Below are 22,109 nucleotides of genomic sequence, written 5' to 3'. Positions count from 1 at the left end.
ATAAAGTAGGTTTTAATGTTTCTTTCTGTTTTTAAAATATTCTTCGATTTTTTGAAGATCAAAGGCATTTAAGCACATCTCTTTGGACAAACCGCCTTTTCGTCCAACATAAACTCCATATTCCATATCCAAAAAGCCTTCTTTTCTGTGGGCATCTGGATTGATAGATAGAAGCACGCCTTTTTCTAACGCATATTGATGCCATCTCCAGTCAAGGTCCAGTCGCAATGGATTGGCGTTTATTTCAATAACGACCTTATTGGCAGCACAGGCATCGATTACCTTTTTGAAGTCCAAAGGATAACCCGCTCTAGATAATAATAATCGTCCTGTTGGGTGACCTAAAATTGTGGTATATGGATTTTCAATGGCCTTGATAATACGATCAGTTGCTTTGTCTTGGTCCATTTTTAAATTACTATGGATGGAGGCCACCACAAAATCAAACTTAGCTAAGACTTCGTCTGGATAATCCAAAGATCCATCTGAAAGGATATCCGATTCTATTCCTTTAAAGATTTTGAAGGGAGCTAATTTTTTATTCAATTCATCAATTTCAACCCATTGCTGTTCCAGTCTTTCCAGACTCAAGCCATTGGCATAAACTGCTGTCTTGGAGTGATCACAAATCCCTAAATATTCCAATCCTAATTCTTCCTTGCAATACAAAGCCATATCTTTCAAAGAATGTACACCATCACTATAGGTCGAGTGGTTGTGCAATGATCCTTGAAGGTCTGCGTAAGTGATCAGGTTGGGTAGTTTATTGGCCTTTGCCAGTTCGATCACATTTCCACTTTCCCTCAATTCAGGTTCTATATAGGCTAATCCTAAAGATTTATAGATCTCATTTTCCGATTCCAAATTCTGGATCTCGCCGATTTCTTCCAATTGTTTGATGTGTTCCTCCGAACCAGTGCTTATCAAAAGGTTCTTGGCAAATTGCTCTGCTTCACAGGACAATACTTCAAATGGAATTCCATTTTGGTCCTTGAAACTGATCCTTTGGTTTTCTTTATTGATGTCAAACTCATATGCTAAACTTTTGATCGCTTGATGAATTGCCGCTGGTTCTGCTGCGATCAATATTTGCACATGTTGCAAAACTTCTGATTTCCTGCGGTAGTCTCCAGTAAAACTGATGGGAGCCAGTGCTAAAGCTTTCTCAAAATGTTGTATGACTTCGAGCGCCGACGGCATAACCTTGGCAAATAAGAACCAACCTTGATTGGCGATCGAAAATTCAATGGCTTTTTTAATGTCCTCCTGAGTTTTCAGACCGAAACCTTTGGCTTCAATCAGCCGGTTTTCATTACATGCATAGTATAGCTCTCCGACCGATTCAATTTCCAGGTCATTCCAGATAACCTGGATTTTCTTAGGTCCCAAGCCTTTGATTTTAAGCATCTCCAAAATGCCCTCTGGAGTTTTTGCAAGGAGTTTGTCCAAGTCTGGAAAAGTACCCGTAGTAATGACTTGCATGATCTTTTCAGCAGTACTCTTACCGATATTAGGTTGTTCACTTAGGGTTTCAAGATCAGATTGGCTCGCCGCAAAAGGTAATTTATCGATCCGAAAAGATGCCGAGGCCATTGCTTTTGTCCTAAATGGATTCTCGTTGTACAATTCCATCAATTGCGAACACAATTTAAAAACCTTAGCTATCTCTTTATTTGTCATGATTTCCTTCTTTCTTTTATGGGGATATCAAAAATAGGAAATTGAATCGAACATCAGACCATATTCAGGTGACTTAAAAGCCATTTCAATAAAAAATCCTGAGCTGGGGAAGCTTAGGATTTTTACCAAACCAATTATTAACCTAAATTATGAAATTATATACTCTTTTACTCTTTTGCTTTTCTTTAATACTATAACGCAGTCGGATTTTATTTCGTACACAAAGAAGGATTTGTTAACATTTTTTAACGAAAGGAAGGGGGTAGTTTTTTGAACCAGGATGCCCTTCGTCTCCACTCAGAGGACGAGGATGAGAGGATAGACCAAGATCTGGATTTGAACCAGGATTGGGTTCGGCTCCGCTCACCCGACGAGGATGGGAGGATGGACCAAGATCATTTTGGCAATATAACACTGGAAATTCCCCAGGACTGTAGGGGTTTATTGCATAAGCCCGCATTTTGTTTTGAATAAATAAAATAAATAATAGGTTTGTATTGGCATAATTTCCTGCATCTTCGCTTTCCCTCTAGCTGTCGTCCTGACGAAGGAAGGATCTCGGAACTATACTAACAATGATTGTATTGGCATAATTTCCTGCATCTTCGCTTTCCCTCTAGCTGTCGTCCTGACGAAAGAAGGATCTCGGAACTATACAAACAATGATTGTATTGGCATAATTTCCTGCACCTTCGCTTCCCTCTAGCTGTCTTCCTGACGAAGGAAGGATCTCGGAACTTTACAAACAATGATTGTATTGGCATAATTTCCTGCACCTTCGCTTCCCTCTAGCTGTCTTCCTGACGAAGGAAGGATCTCGGAACTATACAAACAATGATTGTATTGGCATAATTTCCTGCATCTTCGCTTTCCCTCTAGCTGTCTTCCTGACGAAGGAATGATCTCGGAACTATACTATCAGTACTTGCTTTGACGTACAGGTCCTTTACCTTCGGTAAAGAATGACAGCCATTTTTTATAGAGTACCGTACAGATTCCTCACTGATCGTTCAGAATAAAAATGCGCTAAAGAGGGATTCAGAGTGAAACGAAGAATCTATTTTTTTTTATTTTATTTGGAGTTGTTTGTCATTCCGCTATCGTAAGATGAGGAAACCATTTTTTCTCCTGAGAAAGATATATTGAAAAATATTTCACACACGCTGTGGGTTGGCTATACAAAACATCTAAATTCTACAAAGCTGTCCCCCTAGGAGTTTCTTAACCCTAAATACATTCATTTTCTACAAAGATTTCGCAACTTCTGGGGTTGTCATTAAGTTAATGAAAAAACAAAGCGGAACTACCCCAAGGAGCAAGAATACGAATTTGTGTAATTTTGATTCTGAACATTTCGTGAGGGATCTGTACGGTTCTTCTCCCTAAAGTTTTGTCATTCTTAACCGAAGGTTAAGATACTGTACGCCAATAAAACCCATGATATTTTTGGACTTGATGGTTTGCTTTTTTTCTACCTTCCTTCGGGCTGAACATCGAGTACCTAGTCAAAGACATCCGTCATAATCCTAAATAACAATAAATATTTCCCATCCAATAACTAAATTTCTCAATAAACATTCTATTGTTTATTAATAATTAATATATTAGCCTATCGATTCTTTTCGATTAACTTAAATTATCAATCCTTTGATAGCCAAATCAATATTATGTTTAAAAGAAATCAAATAATCTATCCATTACTTTGCATGCTCCTGCTGTTGTTTTCCTGTAGGCGCGACGATGGAATAGCCATTCCATCCGAGGGCAAAGAACTTAAACTGGTCCTGGCAAAACCGAACAGTATCACGGCGATGAACGTTGCTACACCTGTCGAGGGACAGGAATTTGGGGTCTATGTCCTCCCGACCGGATCAAGGGACCTGAATAGTGCGCTGGTGAACAACCGGAAGTATATATATGAATCAGGAGAGCTGCTTCCAGCTGATGGAGGTGCGCCGATAACCTACCCCCAAGATGGTAGCGCTATAGATGTCTTCCTGTACAGTCCCTATCAGCAGGTTTCTAATGGCGAACTTATGATGGACTTTACCGATCAGCTCGATCAGGCCAAACTGGACCTTATCGATTTCAGAATGGTCAATGTCGACAAGAACAATCCTATTGGTCCAATAAGTTTACGGCATAGGAACAGTAAGCTAAAATTCACGCTATTGCCTGGCCAAGGTTTGAGCGCTGAGGATTTAGGAGACGTCGAAATAAGCCTTGTGGGATTCTCCAGTGGTTGGAGATACAAACTTTACTTAAATTCAATTTTTTTGTTAAACAGCTCCGATATTAGCCTTGGGACTCAGCGGGAAGCTATCATGTATGAGTCGTTTAATGTTGGTCAAGAGCAATTTCGGTTCAAGGTCGGGGAAAAGGTTTTGGAATATGACCTGCCTTTATACGAATATTTTGTTTCCGGTAAGCAATATGAATACCAGGTCACGATCAACCTAGGTTCGGTCGAGGTCAAAAGGGTCTCAGCGATGGATTGGCAGGTTGATGCGGGTGAAATTGTGGCATATCAAGCCCCAGAAATAGAGTTCGTCCCTATCCCTGCCGGTACATTTACCATGGGTTCGGGAGCTACCGAACCTGGAACTGCAACAAGCACTTACCCTGCCCATCAGGTAACCCTGACCAGAGATTTCCTGATGAGCAAATATGAGATTACTCTTGCACAATACCTTGAATTCCTAAAAGATGTAAATGCCGACCTAAACGAATCGGTCGTCCAGGATCCCAATAATCCAAGCATTTTTTGGATTTATAACAATAACTTTTTTATAAAAAACAATGGTGAATGGAAGGTTGTCCCAGGGAATGAAAACAAACCTGTCTATGATGTGACTTGGGCCGGAGCTAGGGCATATGCCCAGTGGGCAGGTGGAGATCTCCCAACCGAAGCGCAATGGGAATATGCTGCAAGGGCAGGCTCCAAAGCTGATTATTTCTTTCTGGAAGATCATGAAACCTTAACCGGCCATGAAAGTGAACTTGCGGAATACGCATGGTATGATGAAAGTTCTGGTTATGAAATAAAAGATGTAGGCTTGTTGAAACCAAATCCATGGGGGCTGTACGATATCTATGGAAATGTAATAGAATATTGCTTAGACGAAATAAGGACCTATAGTATAAACGCTGTCGTTGATCCTGGTCAAGTTGCTGTGTCAAATCCTGCTATTAAAGGAGGTTCATTTTTAAATCAAGACCATGTGGCGAACAGTAAATTCAGGGATTTATTTTACTTGGGTTATAATGGAAGTAACCTTGGCTTTCGAATAATAAAATATCCAAGTAATTAAGATGGCCTTGGGATTTTGGGAAGCAATGGGATTAGGGGGGTTGGGGTTTTTGAACCAGGATGGATGGGATGAGAGGATAGACCAAGATCTGGATTTGAACCAGGATTCATGGGATGAGAGGATGGACCAAGATCATTTTGGTAATGTGGCGCTGGAAATTCCCCAGAACTTTAGGGGCTTATTGCGTAAGCCCGCATCATGTTTTGAATAAATAATAGTCGTATTGCTGTGTTTTCTTGCACCTTCGGTTACCGCTTTTTTGTCATGTTGAGGAACGAAACATCTCGGATTATTACAGAACAAATCGAGAAATTGGTTGAGGAATACGTTGATGTAATTTCCTGCACCTTCTTTCCTCCTTTGTTGGCGACCTGACGAAGGAAGGATTTCGGAGTTTTACAGACATAATTAATTACGGATTGCAATGCTGTACAGGTCCTCAATCTTCGATTGAGAATGACAGGGTCATGAGGGGGAGAACCGTACAGATTCTTCAGTGATCGTTCAGAATCGCAATTACGTTAAAGATGGATTCAGAGTGAAGCGAAGAATCTATTGTTGTTTTTTTATGGGAATGATGTCATACCGAATCGTAAGATGAGGGAACTATTTTTTATTGTTATTATGCCAATAAAGGGAAATTACAGAAAAACATTTCACCCACGCTGTGGGTTGGCCATTTCAAACATCTAGGTTCTACAAAGATTTCACCCTTTCCAGGAGTTTTAAAATTCTTAAAGTATTCATCCATCCTTCCGAAGGAAGCTCTTTAGCCCCCCGGCTCATTTCCAGTGGCGGAAAGATGGAAAGAATGCCGATGCCTCGCGCGATGGGAATGGCCTTGGAATGCTTTCAAAAAATTCTCCATCAAAAAGGAGAATTTTGAAGGAAGATATTCCCGACATCAAGGCATTCTATCCATGTGCGAAGGACAGTGCGAAAAGCCACCTTAAATGAGCCGAAGCGTTTTGGTTACTTTTGCGCTTCAAAAGTAACGAAGAGAGCTGGTGTCCGTGAGCTCCTTTGTCGGTTTTGGTTACTTTTGCGCTTCAAAAGTAACGAAGAGAGCTGGTGTCCGTGAGCTCCTTCGTCGGTTTTGGTTACTTTTGGGCTTCAAAAGTAACGAAGAGAGCTGGTGTCCGTGAGCTCCTTTGTCGGTTTGGTTAATTTGGGCTTCAAAAGAAACGAAGAGAATTCGAGGAAACCATCAGTTTGGCACAAATTATTAAGGTTTGTATTTGGCGGGTGTATCCTATACGACCTACAGCAACGTAGACTTTCCAGCGACAAATTGATCAAAATCATGGTCTATCCGGAGGCTGAGCGGAGTCGAACCCCTTGTCCTGTACCCTGAGCGGAATCTCGACTTCGCTCGATGAACTGTCGAAGGGCATCCTGGTTCAAACGATACTCTTTCACAAAAAAAGGTTGACTTTTGATCAACCTTTCTCTAAAATATTATAGTTTGTTTTATTGCTGAGCTACCTCTTCACCCTTTACGGTTGGTTCAGATTGAGGTCGGATATACTTATGGATAATCAGACGGATGCCTGAGTTTTTGGTCAGGAACTTAATAGACCAGTTGACGAATGTAACCAAACGGTTCCTGAATCCAAAGATCGATACCAAGTGCACAAACATCCAGGTCATCCATGCGATAAAGCCTTTTAAGTGCAGGTTTCCCATGTCCACCACCGCTCTGTTTCTACCAACAGTGGCCATGGAACCTTTATCAAAGTACTTGAAGTTTTCTGTTTCTTGGTTGTTCAGTTTGTTTAGGATATGTTTTGCAACATATTTTCCTTGCTGTTGAGCTACTGGAGCAACACCAGGTAAACCTCTAGGGTTTTCTTCAGAGATCATGGCAGAAACGTCTCCAATGGCATATACCACATCTTCGCCATCCACGATACATTGTTCGTTGGTTTTGATTCGGTTACCACGTTGGATAATCTCTGGGTTGATACCTTCCGGCATTTGTCCCATCACGCCAGCTCCCCAGATAACCGTTTTGGTAGGGATCTGTTCTCCTGAAGAAAGGGTAACGGTGTTACCGTCATAATCCGTTACGACCGTGTTCAATATGGTTTTTACACCTAGCTCATGCAGGTATCTCTCTGCATCGCGGGATGATTTTTCAGAAAGTGCACCCAAGATTTTTCCAGTTCCTTCTACCAAGAAGACTTTCATCTCATAGGTCGATAGTTCTGGATAATCCTTTTTCAACATATGCTGTTGATATTCGGCAATGGCACCAGAAAGTTCAACTCCCGTCGGACCTCCACCCACAACAACGAAATTTAGATATCGCTCTCTATCAGAGGCGTTCTTTCTCAAGACCGCTTCCTCAAGGTTCTGTAGGAGATAGCTACGGATATTTAATGCTTCGATGATGTTCTTCATCGGTAATGCATATTTCTCCACCTGTTTGTTGCCAAAGAAGTTGGAAGTAGCTCCCGTTGCGATCACGAGATAATCATAATCATAGTCGGCAACCGATGTGTGGACCATTTTATTTTTGCTGTCAATGCTCAATACCTCCGCCAATCTGAAACGAAAGTTCTTTTGGTTCTTGAACATCTTGCGCAATGGAAATGAAATAGAATCAGACGCTAAGGTACCGGTCGCTACCTGGTACATCAGGGGTTGAAAGGTGTGGTAGTTGTTACGGTCTATCAACAGAACTTCCACCTCTTTGTTTTTCAGCTGTCGAGCTAGTTCCACACCTCCGAATCCAGCTCCAATTATGATAACTCGGGGAAAGTTTCTTTCAGAACGATTTAGTAACATAATACTTCCTTGTTATAAGAATTTTAAAATAAGGCACAAATATCTGACATTTTCCTGCATATTTTATCAATAATTTGCATTTAATTTAGATAAAACATGAAATTGATGTTTAAACTCGTGCTATTCTCTTTGTTTTCAATAAGTTAAATATAGCGAACTAAGTGTAGTAAGTACACTATATTGAAGCTTATTGTAAACTTCCCTTAATCTTTATGGTCAAACCATTATTCGATTCGGTCAACCTCAGCTGACAAGCTAACCTGCTCTTGTCATCCGAATCAGGTAAGGTGTCTAGCATATCTAGCTCTTGATCTTCCGCTTCTGGCAGATTTTCTGCCCCCTCAAGAACTTCTACATGACAGGTAGCACAGAGTGCCATACCGCCGCAGGTTGCCAAGATATCGTATTCTGATGCTTTCAGGATTTCCATCAAGCTCAGGTTTACATCTGTAGGGACCATGACTTCCTGCCTTGTCCCGTCTCGATCCTCTACATTAATAGTGATGATATTCTCCATAATTAGAACGCATTGATACCGTTTACTGTCGTGTATTTAAAACTTAGTTTTTGCTCCGGATAGACATACTTAAAGGCACTCTGAACCATTAATGCTGCTTCATGGTAACCACATAAGATCAGCTTTAATTTTCCCGGATAGGTGTTGATATCACCGATGGCATAAATCCGCTCCACATTGGTCGAATAATCAAATGTATCCACCTCAATGGCATTTTTATCAATGTTTAATCCCCAATCTGCAATCGGCCCTAACTTAGGGCTCAATCCATAAAGTGGGATGAAATGATCTGTTTGAACAACAATCTCTTCCTTGCTTTTGTTTGTCATAAGTACAGATTCTAAATGGCCATTGCCATTGAGGCTCTGTAAGTTATGTGATAGCAAAAGATTGATCTTACCGGTTTGTGCCAAATTGAAGACCTTCTCCGCTGAATCTGGTGCTCCGCGGAAATTGTCACTGCGGTGCACCAATGTCACCTCTTTTGCGACATCGCTCAGAAAGATGGTCCAGTCCAATGCAGAATCACCACCTCCAGCGATAACGATGCGTTGGTCCCGGAATTTTTCTGGATTTTTGACCATGTAATGCACATTCTTGCCCTCAAAATTGCTCAGGTTTTGCAGTTCCGGTTTTCGAGGTTCAAAACAACCTAGTCCACCTGCAATAACCACAACTTGGCAATGGATCTGAGTACCTTCCGAACCGACTACCATATAAGATCCATCCTCTTGCTTCTGCAAGCCATCAACCCGCTCACCCAAGGTAAATGTGGGTTGGAATGGTTCATTCTGCTTCATCTGATTGTTGATCAATTCCTGTGCGGTAATACTGGGATAGCCCGGGATATCATAGATTGGTTTGTGTGGATAGATTTCCGATAGCTGGCCCCCAACCTGTGGCAATACATCAATCAAATGACAGCGCATTTTTAAAAGACCAGCTTCAAATACAGCGAATAGACCCACGGGTCCAGCTCCAATTATGCAAATATCTGTCGTAATCATATCTTTTTATTTTGTTTCTAGATTATTATAAATTGTGTTTAATATTCTCGTGAAATTTTCGAAATCTTCTTCTGTCAAATTCTCCCATGCCTTCATCCTAAAATCCTTTACCAGTGGAGTTAAACTTTTCGCTTGCGCCTGTCCAGCCTCAGTCAATTGAATATGCAGGCTCCTACGATCATTAGGATGCACAATGCGATGTACATAACCTTTCTTCAATAATAGATCGACGATCCTGGTCATCGTGGGTTGGTCTTTCCCACATTTCTCTGACAGATCTTTATGGGTCAAGTCCTCCTGCTCATATAGCGTTTTTATCACCGACCATTGGTCTACAGTAAGGTCAATCCCATGTGCCGAAAAGGAAGACTGGGCAAACTGCTTTACCCTTCTAGCCGTACGGTCTAGAATAAAGGAATATTGATTGAATTTTTCTTTTAGCATAACAACTATTAGTACAACAAGTAAATTTACTCAATATTTAACATTTCAAAGAATTTGGACTGAAATATTACATGATTATTATGATTGATAAAATTCCAAAATTCGATTTTCATTGACTCCTCCAGGTCAATAATCTTCGGACCTCAGTTTGACCTCATTCGAGACATGTTCGGAAAATTCGGAATGTGTCTCGAATGAGGTCGGAGCTTGGTGGTATACTTACATCAAATTTTAAATGAAATGGTTGAGCCAGAGTTTAATGAATATTTTATTGAACTCAAATTTTTGGTTTTTTTGGAATGGCTTTTTTTTGTTAATATCTATTTATTTAAAGATAATATCGATCAAAAATCCTTTCTCAAACATAATTAATTTTATGAAATCTAAATCCTAAATCTATGCAAATCTTAGCATGTAAAAAACCTGGAGAATTGGAATATAAAGAAGAGGTCTGTAATCGGATCAAACCTGGACATTCCCTGTTAAAGGTCAAGGCAATCGGCATCTGTGGGACTGACTTGCATGCCTTTGAAGGAACGCAGCCTTATTTTACCTATCCTAGGGTGCTAGGTCATGAAATTGCAGCCGAAATCGTAGAAACAATGGACCCTAATTTCCAAAAGGGACAATCAGTGACGGTATTGCCCTATTTTAATTGTGGGGAATGTGTGGCTTGCCAAAAGGGGAAAGGGAATTGCTGTGTTTCTTTGCAGGTGTTCGGCGTACATATTGATGGTGGAATGAAAGAGTTGATCCAAGTTCCTGATAGTTCCTTGATTGCTGGAGAAGGCTTAAGAACTGAAGAATTAGCTCTGGTAGAACCCTTTTCTATTGCATTGCATGCTGTCAAAAGGGCAAAATTGGAGCCTAGAGAATTCGTGCTCATTGTTGGTGCGGGGCCCATAGGGATTGCGACCTCAATTTTTGCTACAGAGAGAGGGGCTAAGGTCCTTTTGTTGGATGTACATGAGGATAGATTGGCTGCAGCTAAAAAAATGGTAGAAGAACTAGAAACCTACAATGTGAGGTCGGGTTCTGCAGTGGAGAAGTTGCAAGAGTTCAGTAAGGGAACTATGGCACATGTAGTATTCGATGCTAGTGGTAATTTGGAGGCCATTAATTCCAGTTTTCAGTACCTTGCCCATACGGGTAGGTATGTTTTGATAGGATTGCAAGCAGGGACTATTCAATTCAGTCATCCGGAATTTCATAAACGTGAAGCCACCTTAATGAGCAGTAGAAATGCTGATCGAAGTGATTTTGAAGAGGTCATTTCATTTTTGAAAAATAGAAAGATCAATCTAGCACATTTTATTACGCATAAAATTGGTTTTGAAGAACTTGGGTATAAATTTCAAGGCCTTTTGGATCCGAATTCAATGGTAATAAAGGCACTTGTGGAGTTCTGATTACGGGAAATTAAGCTTCCAGCCTTCCCATTAACCGATCCTTATACTGTCGGGGCGTAACACCCTTGATCGATTTGAATATCTTGTTGAAGTTGGATAGGCTTGAAAAACCGCAATCATAGGCAATATTGCTGATCAGGCTATCGGTTTTTAAAATCTCTTGACAAGCGATGCTGATTCGGGTTTCGTTGACGAATTGTATAAAGCTTTTTTGGGTCCTAGCTTTGAAAAAACGGCAAAAGGCCTGTTTAGTCATGCTCGCCATCTCCGCTGCCTCATCCAGTTTAATCTCCTTATTGTAGTTCTCTAGTACAAAACGGATAATGTGATCTACCTGATTGCCCTTAAATTCTTGGGTTGAATACCGGTTCCTATAGGATGAGCTCGATATATATCGGAAGTCCTCCGCCTTGATCAAGCGTTCCAACAGCTGCAGGAAATAGATGGTCCTCTGCAGATCTTCTGCTTCATTGATGGCAAAAAGTAGCTTGGTCAGTTCTTTTTTTGTTTTACCCAGAAACATTACGCCCCGATCCATCTTATCAAAGAAATTCCGCAGGGAGTGGGTTTCTTGCAGGGGATCCAATAGGGATAAACATTTGTCCACATCAATGAACAAGGTGATGGATATTGCCTTTTTATCATCTGGATGGCTGGATGGATTGGAGTACCATACATGTGGTAGATTGGACCCCAAAAGCGTAAGTTCATCCTTTTCAAAATTGGAGATATTGTCCCCAACCACACGTTGCCCAGAACCCTCTTGTATATAGTTAATTTGGATCTCTTTATGAAAATGGAAGTTCGTTGAAAACAATTGATCGCTAAAGTGTCGGAATTTGTACACTTCATTGTCAAGTTGACTTAATATGCGGTCAAATTTGGGTTTCATGTATTGATGTTATGTGATTCCAGGTAATGTGCCTTGAAATTACGGATTTGCGAAAGGGAATTCAAATAAACTCTGTAATAAATAAGATAGAAGGGGGGTATTCGTTACTTTTTCGCGGAAAAGTAACCAAACCGACGGAGGAGCTCACGGATACCAATTCTCTTCGTTACTTTTGAGGCGCAAAAGTAACCAAAACGCTTCGGCTCATTTAAGATGGCTTTTCGCACCATCCACTTCACATGAAAAGAATGCCTTGATGTCAGGAATATCTTCCTCAATATCCTCCCTTTTGATGGGATGATCTTGAGGAAGCATTCCAAGGCCAATCCCATCGCACCGGGCAACGGCATTCATTCCATTTTTCCGCCATTGGAAATGAGCCGGGGGGCTAAAGGGCTTCCTTTGGAAGGATGGATGCTTTTAGAATTTTAAAACCCCCAGAGGGGGTGAAATCTTTGTAGAAGGGTGGTTTGTTTTTGGGCCAACCCAAAGCGTGGGTGAAATGTTTTTCAATAAATCTTTTGTGTCACCCTGAGGGCTTTCCCCGAAGGGTCTAGGACCTATCCATTCTTTATTTGAAATGGTTTCCTCATCTTACGATTTCGGAATGACAACCATCTCAAAAAAATTAAAACAATAGATTCTTCGTTTCACTCTGAATCCCTCTTTAGCGCATTTTGATTCTGAACGATCAGTGAGGAATCTGTACGGTTCTCCTCCCAAAATTGCCTGTCATTCTCGATCGAAGATTGAGGACCTGTACGCCATTGTAATACTTAATGATTTCAAAATTGGATTTTTATATAGTTCCGAGATCCTTCCTTCGCCAGAATGACATCGTGGCGGAAACCAAATGTGCAGATATGTACGCAAATAAAAACCTATTGTTTATTCAAAATATGAAGCGGGCAAATGCGATTCGCCCCGACGGAATTGAGGCACAAAATAGGCTAGGAAGCCATATTCATACCATGATCTTGGTCCATCCTCCCATCCCTTTGATCCTGGTTCAAATAAATATCTCAAAACCCAAAAGAGACCGCAATCTGCGGTCTCTTTTGGGTTTTGAATCAAGGGATTAATAGATCCACTTGAAGTTATATTGTTTCTCTGGGACTTTCATGCGGTCGGCCAGGCGCAATAAGCGATCTGGTAGGCGCATGAGATAGTCGCGAGCTTTCTCACCTTGTTCATTCAATCCGGAAACTTGGTCGATTTTCCAATCATTGATCAATTCTTTTAGGATATCTACATAGTCAACGGCCGTATACACGCCTAATCGTTGAGCAGCATCCGAGAAATGGGCGAACGCTCCACCTTGAGGTTCTCCAGATTCTCTCAGGAAGTGCGCCGGCATGACGATCTTTTTCTTCATCATGTCTTCAAATGCAATCATGACCTCACTAGGGTCTACTGCCATGGCATGAGAGATAAAGGACATATATGCTTTTGCGTGTCTCGCTTCATCCGAAGCAATAACACCACACATTTTTGCCAGCAATTTATCACCGCTTTTCTTAGAAAGGGCAGCAACACGTCTATGGGAAACATTCGTTGCTAATTCCTGAAATGAAGTATAGATAAAGTTTCTATAAGGATCGGCACCTGTACCGATGTCGAAACCATCCTTGATCAGATATTGAACGGAGATCTCAAACTGTTTCATGTCAATCCTGCCCGACAGGTAAAGGTATTTGTTCAGCAAATCCCCGTGTCTGTTTTCTTCCGCAGTCCATGCACGAACCCATTTCATCCAGCCACCTTGTTCGTTTTTGTTTACATCGTCCACCATGGTCAACCAAGACTCATAAGTAGGTAGGGCTTCTTCGGTCACGGTGTCGCCAATCAGCACTGCTACTAAGTCGTAAGGTAATTCCTTCGCGCTTTCCTGTAAATCACGGACTTCCTCAAAAAAAGTGTCTCTTGCAGAATCAGGCAGAAAATCTGCTGGTTGCCACATATCCTCAACAGGTTTTAGGTACTCGGCCATTTCATTGAGCATGAAGGGTTCCAAGTAGGTCATTACCTCTTTTCTTGAGCCTTCTGGTATGTTTAAAGGTAGTTCTTGCATAATTATAACAAAGGTAGTCAATCTGCTCTTAATAATAATTTAATATTTTATTATTTCAAACCGCAATATGGATTATTACTTATAAATAACTTTATTGATGCCCGATATGTTTTATTATATCTTAACTTTGTGTGTTAATTAAAAAGAGTTAGAATTGAATACATTAGACATCAAAGCGATTAGAGAAGATTTTCCGATTTTGAAACGTGAGGTAAACGGGAAGCCTTTGGTCTATTTAGATAATGGTGCAACAACACAGAAGCCTAAAGCGGTGATTGATGCCATCCTAAACTATTATACCGATATGAACAGCAATGTTCATCGTGGGGTTCATTACCTAAGTCAGATTTCCACGGATGCCTTTGAGGTAACCCGTAGAAAGGTTCAGGAGTTCATTCATGCAAAGCATGACTATGAAATCATTATTACCAAAGGAACAACAGATAGCATCAATTTAGTGGCGACCTGTTTTGGACAGGAGTTTATTTCGGCAGGGGATGAGGTCCTAATTTCGGCCATGGAGCACCATTCTAATATAGTTCCTTGGCAGATGATCTGCGAAGCGAAGGGTGCTTCCTTGAAGGTAATCCCGATGACAGAAGCTGGTGAATTGGATATGGATGCTTATAAATCTTTATTAAGCCCCAAAACCAAGATTGTTTCTGTGAATTATGTCTCGAATGCATTGGGCACGATCAATCCAATCAAGGAAATTATTGATTTGGCGCATGCTCAAAATACACCGGTGCTGATTGATGCGGCGCAGGCTGTTCAACATATAAAAATTGATGTTCAGGAACTGGACGTTGATTTCTTGGTGTTCTCAGGACATAAGATGTACGGCCCAACAGGTGTTGGAGTATTGTACGGTAAGGAAGAATGGTTGAATAAGATGCCTCCATATCAAGGCGGCGGTGATATGATCAAAGATGTGACCTTTGAGAAAACCACGTACAATGAACTTCCCTTTAAGTTTGAAGCCGGTACCCCTAATATTGAAGCCGGAATTGCCTTAAATGCTGCGATTGATTATATCAACCATTTGGGATTGGATAATATCAAGAAGTATGAGGATGAATTGTTGGCCTACGCTACGGAAAGATTGAGTGAAGTAGAAGGAATCCGTTTTATCGGAACAGCAAAAGAGAAATCTTCCGTGATTTCCTTTGTTGTTGATGGTACCCACCCTTATGACATCGGCGTGCTGTTGGATAAATTGGGAATTGCGGTTCGTACGGGACATCACTGTGCTCAACCCGTGATGGAGCAGTTCCATATTCCGGGAACAGTAAGGGCAAGCTTAGCAGTTTATAACACAAAAGAAGAAATCGACGCATTGGTGACAGGAGTGAAACGTGCCGTTGCCATGTTAGTATAAAAGATTATGACAATTAATGCAATACAGGATGAATTGATTGAGGATTTTTCCTTTTATCAAGATTGGATGGAGAAATATGAACTCATCATCCAATTAGGGAAGGAATTACCATTGATTGATGAATCGAATAGACAAGATCAATATATCATCAAAGGATGCCAATCTAAAGTTTGGTTGGTCCCTGAGTTGAAAGATGATGGAAAATTATATTTTACGGCTGATTCTGATGCGGTCATCACTAAAGGTTTGGTAAGTCTCATGGTAAAAGTACTATCTGGGCATAGTCCAAAGGAAATTGCGGATGCCGACCTTTATTTTATCGATCAGATAGGTTTAAAGGAGCATCTTTCGCCGACGCGGGCAAATGGATTGCTTTCCATGGTCAAACAGATGAAATTATATGGTTTGGCTCTACAGGCTAAAGCATCATAAAGATTAGAAGCTACCCAAGGGTAGCTTTTTCATTTTTAGTTTGATGGTTTATATTCTTCGAAGCGGTTTTTGATATAGGTACGGAGTTCGTAATCTGACATTTTAGAAAACTCTTCATAGCTTGGTCTATAGGTGTTTTGGAAGATAGTAGCCTGATCGCCTTTCAGACCGGTCATTTCTTCGATCAATTCCTTCGAGAATGTCATGTCGATATATTGTATGCTATACTCATCGGCTTCCAATTGTTCTTCTAAAGGGATTTTGACTTTGCTCTTAAATAGCATTCTCTTGACCGCAAGTAAATCTACGGTAAACAATCTTGCGGTACTTCCATTTGCCAAGAATCCTCTTGGATTGCCCGACATATCTGCTCTACCTAGGACAACCTGTCGATATTTTGGCGTTTTTGGGATGCCCAGGTCGATTTTGATTTGAGTGGAATCGTTTTTCTCTGTTTTTCCTTCAACCTTTACTTCTTCAATGGCAATATAACTCGGTTTTAAGGTAATGATGGATAAATCTTTTTGGGGTTGATCCAAATAGAGGTTTATCTTCAGTACCTGATAACCTTGCTGATAGAAAAACAGGCTATCCTGCTTCATAACCTTTATGGAGAACTTTCCTTGCAGATCGCTAAAAGTTTCTGCAATACTGCTTTTTACTTTGGCCTTGACCAATATTCTTCCGGTCTCCGAATCTCGAAGGATACCAGAAACGGTCTGAGCTTGGGAAAGTGTTCCTGAAATGATCAAGAGAAAAAGTAAAAGGATTCTCATCTAGGTATGTTTTATACCTAAAAATAAAGAGTAAAACGGTAGTTTTTAGATTATTAACTTAATTTAACTCAAACTGAATTTTATACCTTGATAAACTTTGAACTGATCTTTTTGCCAAAGAAAATTTCCGCCTTCTGATTGAAATCATTGGGGTCATCCGTGGTAAAGAACTGCAAGGATTGGGATTTTGAGCAAATCTCTTCTACTTCAGGATGTCTCTTTAAGTAATCAACCAAGCTTTCTGCGACCAATTTACCTTGCGAAATAATATTGATGCCTTTTGGTGTGTATTTTTCGATCAAGGGTAATAGCAATGGGTAGTGTGTACAGGCTAATAAGATGGTGTCCATCTCCGGTGACGTGGCAAGCAATTGTTGGATATCTTGTTGGACAAAGAAATTTGCGCCCTCACTTTCTAGCTCATTGTTTTCCACCAAAGGGACCCAAAAAGGACAGGCATGCTGGAATACTTCAATCTGCGGATGGAATTTATTGATCTCAAGGACATAGGAGTTGGAGTTTACCGTTCCTTGGGTCGCCAAAATTCCAACTTTATTGCTTTTTGTAAATTGGTCGACGACTTCGGAGGTCGGACGGATCACACCCAATACCTTTTTGCCTTCGGGGAGGTCATGCTGTTGAATGGTCCTTAGGGCCTTGGCGGATGCGGTATTGCAAGCCAAGATTACCAGATTGCAGCCTAGTTCAAATAATTTGAAAACACATTCTTTGGTATATTCATATACAGTCTCAAACGATCGGGTGCCATAGGGAACTCGAGCATTATCTCCTAAATAAATGTAATCGTAATCTGGAAGATGCTTATGGATCTCTTTGAAAACCGTAAGACCACCATATCCAGAATCAAATATGCCAATAGGACCGGGACTGTTTTTTGCAGACATGAACAATGTGCTTTCTTAAAAATTGATACAAAGGTTGCAGATTCTGTTTTCAAATGCAAATGATTGCAAAAATTGTTTCGTATAAAGTTATGTGTGGGTGCAGTGAATCTGAAAAAAAAACACATCTCAGTTTTAGTTTTTTCGTTAATCCTACAGAGGGTTCCTGCTAATGTTAACTCAATATTAAATTTTCAGATTTATTTAAACCAATCGAAATAAATTTGGTCATTTTGTTAGTGAGATACATTATTAATAATATCGGTATTTGACTGTATAAGTACTTTTTAACTATTCCATTTATTTGTTATGAAAAAAATCACATTGGCCTTAATTGCCGTAGTAGCTTTGTTAGCTGCATGTACAAAGAGTGAGATTACACCTGATCCGAAGCCAGAGCCAGAGCCAGATCCAAAACCAGCGGTAGAATATCCGAAAATTACTATTAATGCAAATAAGTCGGATCTGAGTCTTTTCGAAAACGTGGATGCTTTTTTGGGATTAGAAGGAGAAAAAGCTGATCCTTTTGATATTGGTATTACATATATGGGAGTATTTGATTCTGTTCATTGGGAAATTCCTAAGATGTATTTTGAATCAAAAACTAAATCTTCAGTTACTGTAAAGGTTGGCTTTGCATTCTCCATACCAGGGACCTATACCCTTTATTTATCAGCTTTTAAGGACAATGCTGTTGTAAGAAGGGATTCGGTAGAATTTCATGTCAAAAACACAAAAGACTTCTTGGGAATAAACTGGAAGGATGGCAAGGATACAGAGTTTTACAGTTCAAACAATACTTTTAGTAAAGAGTATTTTAATCTAAAAAGTAACATTACTGGAGATAAACCATTTGCTAGACTAGAATTTGGTTTGGGCAGAGGCACACTGGGAAATGAATATTCAGAAATATCATTCAATGCATTAACAAGATGTATCAATACGAATTTTGGTGAAAGTCAATTTAGTTATACCGGAGATGTTAAAAAAACTAATCTCTTTGGAAAATACAAGGAGCTTTTTAAAAATCCATTGGATGAAAAATATTATCCAATAAAAATCTGGCAAACGGCAAAAAATAACATCGTTTTATTGGCCCAACCAGCACAGGATCCAATAAATTCTTCAGAAACGTATTATCTTGTCATGGCCGAGCCTAGAAATTAATAAACATGATAGAAATAAAAAAGCCCTCATAACTTCATTGGTTTGAGGGCTTTTATGTTGTTAAGCTTTTAATAGCTCTGGTTTTTCTTTATAAAGTTTCCACATCAATTCTCCGAATAAGGTATTGGTCCATGCGAACCAGTGACGGGTGAATTTTTTTGGATCATCCTTATGGAAAGATTCATGCATAAAGCCTGTTCCGCCATGTGTTTTCTTTAAGGTTTGTACACACTGTCTGATTTCCTCATCATTGGTAGAGGTATTTGCGCGCATAATGATTGACATCGGCCAAATCATATCGCGGCCGATATGTGGACCACCGATGCCTTCTGCAAATTTTCCCTTAAAGAAGAATGGGTTTTTATCCGAAAGGATAAAGTTTCTTGTTCTCTGGTAAACCTCGTCATTGACATCCACCGCACCTAGATATGGAAGGGCTAATAGGCTAGGTACATTGGCATCGTCCATCATCAGGTAACTTCCAAATCCATCCACCTCAAATGCATAAACTCGGCCATGTGTTGGATGGTCAATGATACCATATTGGTTGACAGCTGTTTCAACCTCATTGGCAAGTGCTTCCATTTCTGAAGCGAGCGCCGTATTGTTTTTAACTTTTCTAAGGATTTCTGCAGATTGACGAAGGCTGACAATGGCAAAAAGATTTGATGGGATCAAGAATCCAAAAATGCTACAGTCATCGGAAGGACGGAAACTGGAAACGATCAATCCCACTGGATTCACAGGGTATCCATATCCATCTACCTGTAGGGTATCTGAACCTCTAGATGTTGTTCTTTCAAACTTATAGGGTCCTACACCATTTTTACGTTGTTGCTCTTTGAAGGTCCTCACGGTAGCTTCTTGCGCTTTTACCCAAGTGTCATCAAATGGCGTGTTATCATTTGTTTCTTTCCAATAGCGGTAAGCCAGGCGGATAGGATAACAAAGGGAGTCAATTTCCCATTTACGCTCATGCATTCCCGGTTTCATGTCGGTGTGATCCGTAAACCATTCTCCTTTTTTGGTCGGATCATTGTAAAATGCATTGGCATAAGGATCAATATTGATACATTCAGATTGTTTGTTGATCAATCCAAGGATCATGTTTTTGAGGTCTTTGTCCTTGTTGACATACTGAATGTACGGCCAAACCTGTGCACTACTGTCGCGAAGCCACATGGCATCGATGTCGCCCGTAATGACATAGGTTAATTTTCTATCGCCTTTGGATTCATCATATACAGTGGTATCCAAGGTATTTGGAAGGCAGTTGTTGAACATCCAACCAAGTTCTTTATCGGCTACATTTTTCTGGAATTCCTTGATCATGCCTTCCACCAACTTACTGCTGAAATGACGTTTGTCTACCGGCGTACGGACTACTGGGAAATCATTGATCCCCTCGGCAAAAGAGAACTTGCTAGCGAGCATTCCGGCGCCCAATAAGGCAGAATTTTGAAGAAAAGTTCTACGTTTCATATTTTTAATAGAATAGTTTTACAATTAATTAGGTAGCAATATACAAATTGTACTTGATTTTACCTTGGATAGACTAAACGTTTTAGCGTTTAATATGAGCAAAAATAAGTTTAGCTCAATTAATAAAAGTACCTTTGGGAGTTTTTAGGAATAAAATTTGATAGTATAGCCCAAACATCTCGACTAATAATTTATGAAACATACTTTATCTTATGCGATAGCCGGACTGCTCAGCCTAAGTGCCTTTGGCCAATTGCATGCGCAAGTCAAAAATCAGCCTTACTCTTACCAGCATTATCAAAAGTATGATGAGGAGTTGTATTCTCCGAATACGCGTTATCATACTTCTTCAAAACCCTATTTGTTTAAAGGGCGATTGTTAGAGAAGATGGATTCCATTCAATCATTGAATCCGGTGGATTCAGATAACTGGTTTATGCGCAAGATCTTCAATGAACACCTTGTTCAGGTTGAAAAAGAAGACCATTCCTTTTATTTGGATGTTTTACCAGACTTTGTCATCGGTACAGAAATGATTGATCCTGATAAAAGGACCACTTGGCTAAATACCCGTGGGGTTCAAGCGGGTGTTACCATAAAGGATAAATTTACTTTCTACGGTAACTTCTTCGAGAATCAAGGTGTATTCCCAAGATATATCGATGAGTATATCATGCAATCGAAGGTTGTTCCTGGACAGGCAATGGCCAAGAGACCTTTCAACAAGACCAAGGACTGGATGTATGCTACAGCGAACCTAACTTACGATTTCAGTGACTATTTCCAAGCGACCTTGGCCTATGATAAGAATTTTATAGGTGATGGGTATAGATCTGTTCTATTGTCAGATTTTTCAGCGAATATGGCGCATTTGAAACTGACCGGTAAGGTTGGTAATGTGCAATATACTTCCATTTGGGCATATATGACCGATCCAAATAATCCAAGGATTGACTCCCTGAATTCAGGTGGTCGTTTTGGTGATGGTATCAAATGGGGTGCATTCCAGTATTTAGATTGGAATGTGACCAATAGATTGTCCTTAGGATTCTTCCAATCCGTTATTTGGGCCAACCGTAATCAAGCTGGACATAGAGGGTTCGATTTCAATTACCTAAATCCTGTATTGTTCCTGAGACCGGTGGAAAATAATAATATTTCTTCCCCAGATAAGATGTTCTTGGGATTGAATGCAAAATATAAGATCCTTGATAACTTGACTGCTTACGGTCAGTTTCTCTTAGGTGAATTTACTGCGAAGGAATTCTTCTCAAACAACGGATATAAACACAATAAATGGGGGATGCAATTGGGAGCAAAAGCCTTTAATATTTTTGGTGTAAGAAACTTAAATATTTTGGCAGAATATAATGCGGTTCGTCCATATACCTATCAGCACTTTGTTTCGATCTCTAACTATAGTAACCGTGGGGAACCTTTGGCGCATCCTAGAGGAGCGAACTTTAGGGAGTTGATCGGTATTGCAAACTATTCTTGGAATCGTTTTGATTTTTCTGTTCAAGGGATGTACAGTCGTTATGGGACCGATCCGATGGGACAATTGGGACAGTTTATCAACTATGGTGGAGATATCTTCCAATCGTACAATACTGCACCTATTACCTATGGCAACAAAATCGGCCAAGGTGTTCAAAACGATCTTTACTACGCGGATTTAAAAGCTGCCTATGTCTTGAACCCGAAATATAATTTGAGGTTTGAAGTGGGCTATACGCAGCGTTATAATAAGATCGAAAAAGCTCCGACCCAGAAATCTGGTGTAATTACAGTGGGATTACGTTCAAGTTTCCGTAATCTTTATGGAGATCTTTAGGATTATAGTATATTTAT

Annotated in this window: 18 protein-coding genes; 7 read left to right on the top strand and 11 right to left on the bottom strand. The window is 40.2% G+C overall.

Going from position 1 to position 22,109, the window contains the following annotated elements; translation table 11 throughout:
* Nucleotides 1–12 precede the first annotated feature (12 nt).
* Complete coding sequence (locus NMK93_RS14385) at nucleotides 13–1,680, bottom strand: DNA polymerase/3'-5' exonuclease PolX (protein ID WP_254528055.1); 1,668 nt, start codon at nucleotides 1,678–1,680, stop codon at nucleotides 13–15.
* Between the two features lie 1,667 nt (nucleotides 1,681–3,347).
* Here NMK93_RS14385 and NMK93_RS14380 point away from each other — a divergent pair.
* Complete coding sequence (locus tag NMK93_RS14380) at nucleotides 3,348–4,991, top strand: SUMF1/EgtB/PvdO family nonheme iron enzyme (protein ID WP_254528054.1); 1,644 nt, start codon at nucleotides 3,348–3,350, stop codon at nucleotides 4,989–4,991.
* A 1-nt stretch (nucleotide 4,992) separates the two neighbouring features.
* On the top strand, nucleotides 4,993–5,202 hold the full coding sequence (locus tag NMK93_RS14375; protein ID WP_254528048.1) for a hypothetical protein: 210 nt from the start codon (nucleotides 4,993–4,995) through the stop codon (nucleotides 5,200–5,202).
* 1,259 nt (nucleotides 5,203–6,461) lie between these two features.
* Here the strand turns inward: NMK93_RS14375 and NMK93_RS14370 are convergent.
* From NMK93_RS14370 to NMK93_RS14355, 4 genes are all read right to left on the bottom strand, one after another.
* Nucleotides 6,462–7,781, bottom strand: a complete 1,320-nt coding sequence (locus NMK93_RS14370) for an NAD(P)/FAD-dependent oxidoreductase (protein WP_254528046.1) — start codon at nucleotides 7,779–7,781, stop codon at nucleotides 6,462–6,464.
* Between the two features lie 187 nt (nucleotides 7,782–7,968).
* Nucleotides 7,969–8,298 (bottom strand): 2Fe-2S iron-sulfur cluster-binding protein, encoded by a 330-nt coding sequence (locus NMK93_RS14365; protein WP_254528044.1) that lies wholly within the window; start codon nucleotides 8,296–8,298, stop codon nucleotides 7,969–7,971.
* A 2-nt stretch (nucleotides 8,299–8,300) separates the two neighbouring features.
* Nucleotides 8,301–9,305, bottom strand: coding sequence for an NAD(P)/FAD-dependent oxidoreductase (locus NMK93_RS14360; protein WP_185214152.1), 1,005 nt, complete (start codon nucleotides 9,303–9,305; stop codon nucleotides 8,301–8,303).
* A gap of 6 nt (nucleotides 9,306–9,311) precedes the next feature.
* The gene (locus NMK93_RS14355) at nucleotides 9,312–9,749 is read right to left on the bottom strand and encodes a MarR family winged helix-turn-helix transcriptional regulator (protein WP_254528041.1); all 438 of its coding nucleotides are present in this window, start codon (nucleotides 9,747–9,749) and stop codon (nucleotides 9,312–9,314) included.
* 398 nt (nucleotides 9,750–10,147) lie between these two features.
* On the opposite strand from NMK93_RS14355, the gene NMK93_RS14350 reads away from it, so the two are divergent.
* Nucleotides 10,148–11,158 carry a zinc-binding alcohol dehydrogenase family protein gene (locus NMK93_RS14350; RefSeq protein WP_254528039.1) on the top strand — a complete coding sequence of 337 codons (1,011 nt, stop codon included), beginning with the start codon at nucleotides 10,148–10,150 and terminating at the stop codon, nucleotides 11,156–11,158.
* Nucleotides 11,159–11,168: 10 nt separating this feature from the next.
* Here NMK93_RS14350 and NMK93_RS14345 read toward each other — a convergent pair whose 3' ends face one another.
* The 3 genes from NMK93_RS14345 to NMK93_RS14335 form a co-directional block, all read right to left on the bottom strand.
* Nucleotides 11,169–12,050, bottom strand: a complete 882-nt coding sequence (locus tag NMK93_RS14345; protein WP_254528037.1) for an AraC family transcriptional regulator — start codon at nucleotides 12,048–12,050, stop codon at nucleotides 11,169–11,171.
* Between the two features lie 204 nt (nucleotides 12,051–12,254).
* On the bottom strand, nucleotides 12,255–12,404 hold the full coding sequence (locus NMK93_RS14340) for a hypothetical protein (protein WP_254528035.1): 150 nt from the start codon (nucleotides 12,402–12,404) through the stop codon (nucleotides 12,255–12,257).
* A gap of 724 nt (nucleotides 12,405–13,128) precedes the next feature.
* Complete coding sequence (locus NMK93_RS14335) at nucleotides 13,129–14,121, bottom strand: acyl-ACP desaturase (RefSeq protein ID WP_185214157.1); 993 nt, start codon at nucleotides 14,119–14,121, stop codon at nucleotides 13,129–13,131.
* 154 nt (nucleotides 14,122–14,275) lie between these two features.
* Between NMK93_RS14335 and NMK93_RS14330 the strand changes: the two genes are divergently transcribed.
* Entirely contained in the window at nucleotides 14,276–15,499 is a 1,224-nt protein-coding gene (locus NMK93_RS14330) for an aminotransferase class V-fold PLP-dependent enzyme (RefSeq protein WP_254528033.1), read from the top strand.
* Nucleotides 15,500–15,505: 6 nt separating this feature from the next.
* The gene (locus NMK93_RS14325) at nucleotides 15,506–15,931 is read left to right on the top strand and encodes a SufE family protein (protein WP_185214159.1); all 426 of its coding nucleotides are present in this window, start codon (nucleotides 15,506–15,508) and stop codon (nucleotides 15,929–15,931) included.
* Nucleotides 15,932–15,966: 35 nt separating this feature from the next.
* Here NMK93_RS14325 and NMK93_RS14320 read toward each other — a convergent pair whose 3' ends face one another.
* Nucleotides 15,967–16,707 (bottom strand): carboxypeptidase-like regulatory domain-containing protein, encoded by a 741-nt coding sequence (locus tag NMK93_RS14320; RefSeq protein ID WP_254528031.1) that lies wholly within the window; start codon nucleotides 16,705–16,707, stop codon nucleotides 15,967–15,969.
* Nucleotides 16,708–16,787: 80 nt separating this feature from the next.
* The gene (gene murI, locus NMK93_RS14315; protein ID WP_254528030.1) at nucleotides 16,788–17,612 is read right to left on the bottom strand and encodes a glutamate racemase; all 825 of its coding nucleotides are present in this window, start codon (nucleotides 17,610–17,612) and stop codon (nucleotides 16,788–16,790) included.
* A 306-nt stretch (nucleotides 17,613–17,918) separates the two neighbouring features.
* On the opposite strand from murI, the gene NMK93_RS14310 reads away from it, so the two are divergent.
* Nucleotides 17,919–18,776 carry a hypothetical protein gene (locus NMK93_RS14310; RefSeq protein ID WP_254528029.1) on the top strand — a complete coding sequence of 286 codons (858 nt, stop codon included), beginning with the start codon at nucleotides 17,919–17,921 and terminating at the stop codon, nucleotides 18,774–18,776.
* 60 nt (nucleotides 18,777–18,836) lie between these two features.
* Here the strand turns inward: NMK93_RS14310 and NMK93_RS14305 are convergent, their stop codons facing one another.
* Complete coding sequence (locus tag NMK93_RS14305) at nucleotides 18,837–20,258, bottom strand: glycoside hydrolase family 125 protein (protein ID WP_254528028.1); 1,422 nt, start codon at nucleotides 20,256–20,258, stop codon at nucleotides 18,837–18,839.
* A gap of 193 nt (nucleotides 20,259–20,451) precedes the next feature.
* Between NMK93_RS14305 and NMK93_RS14300 the strand changes: the two genes are divergently transcribed.
* Complete coding sequence (locus NMK93_RS14300; RefSeq protein WP_254528027.1) at nucleotides 20,452–22,092, top strand: gliding motility protein RemB; 1,641 nt, start codon at nucleotides 20,452–20,454, stop codon at nucleotides 22,090–22,092.
* The last annotated feature ends 17 nt before the right edge of the window (nucleotides 22,093–22,109 follow it).

Origin of the sequence: Sphingobacterium sp. LZ7M1 (genome assembly GCF_024296865.1) — a bacterium.
GTDB lineage: Bacteria > Bacteroidota > Bacteroidia > Sphingobacteriales > Sphingobacteriaceae > Sphingobacterium.
The sequence above is the reverse complement of the archived record's forward strand: the minus strand, read 5'-3'. Positions and strand labels throughout refer to the sequence as shown.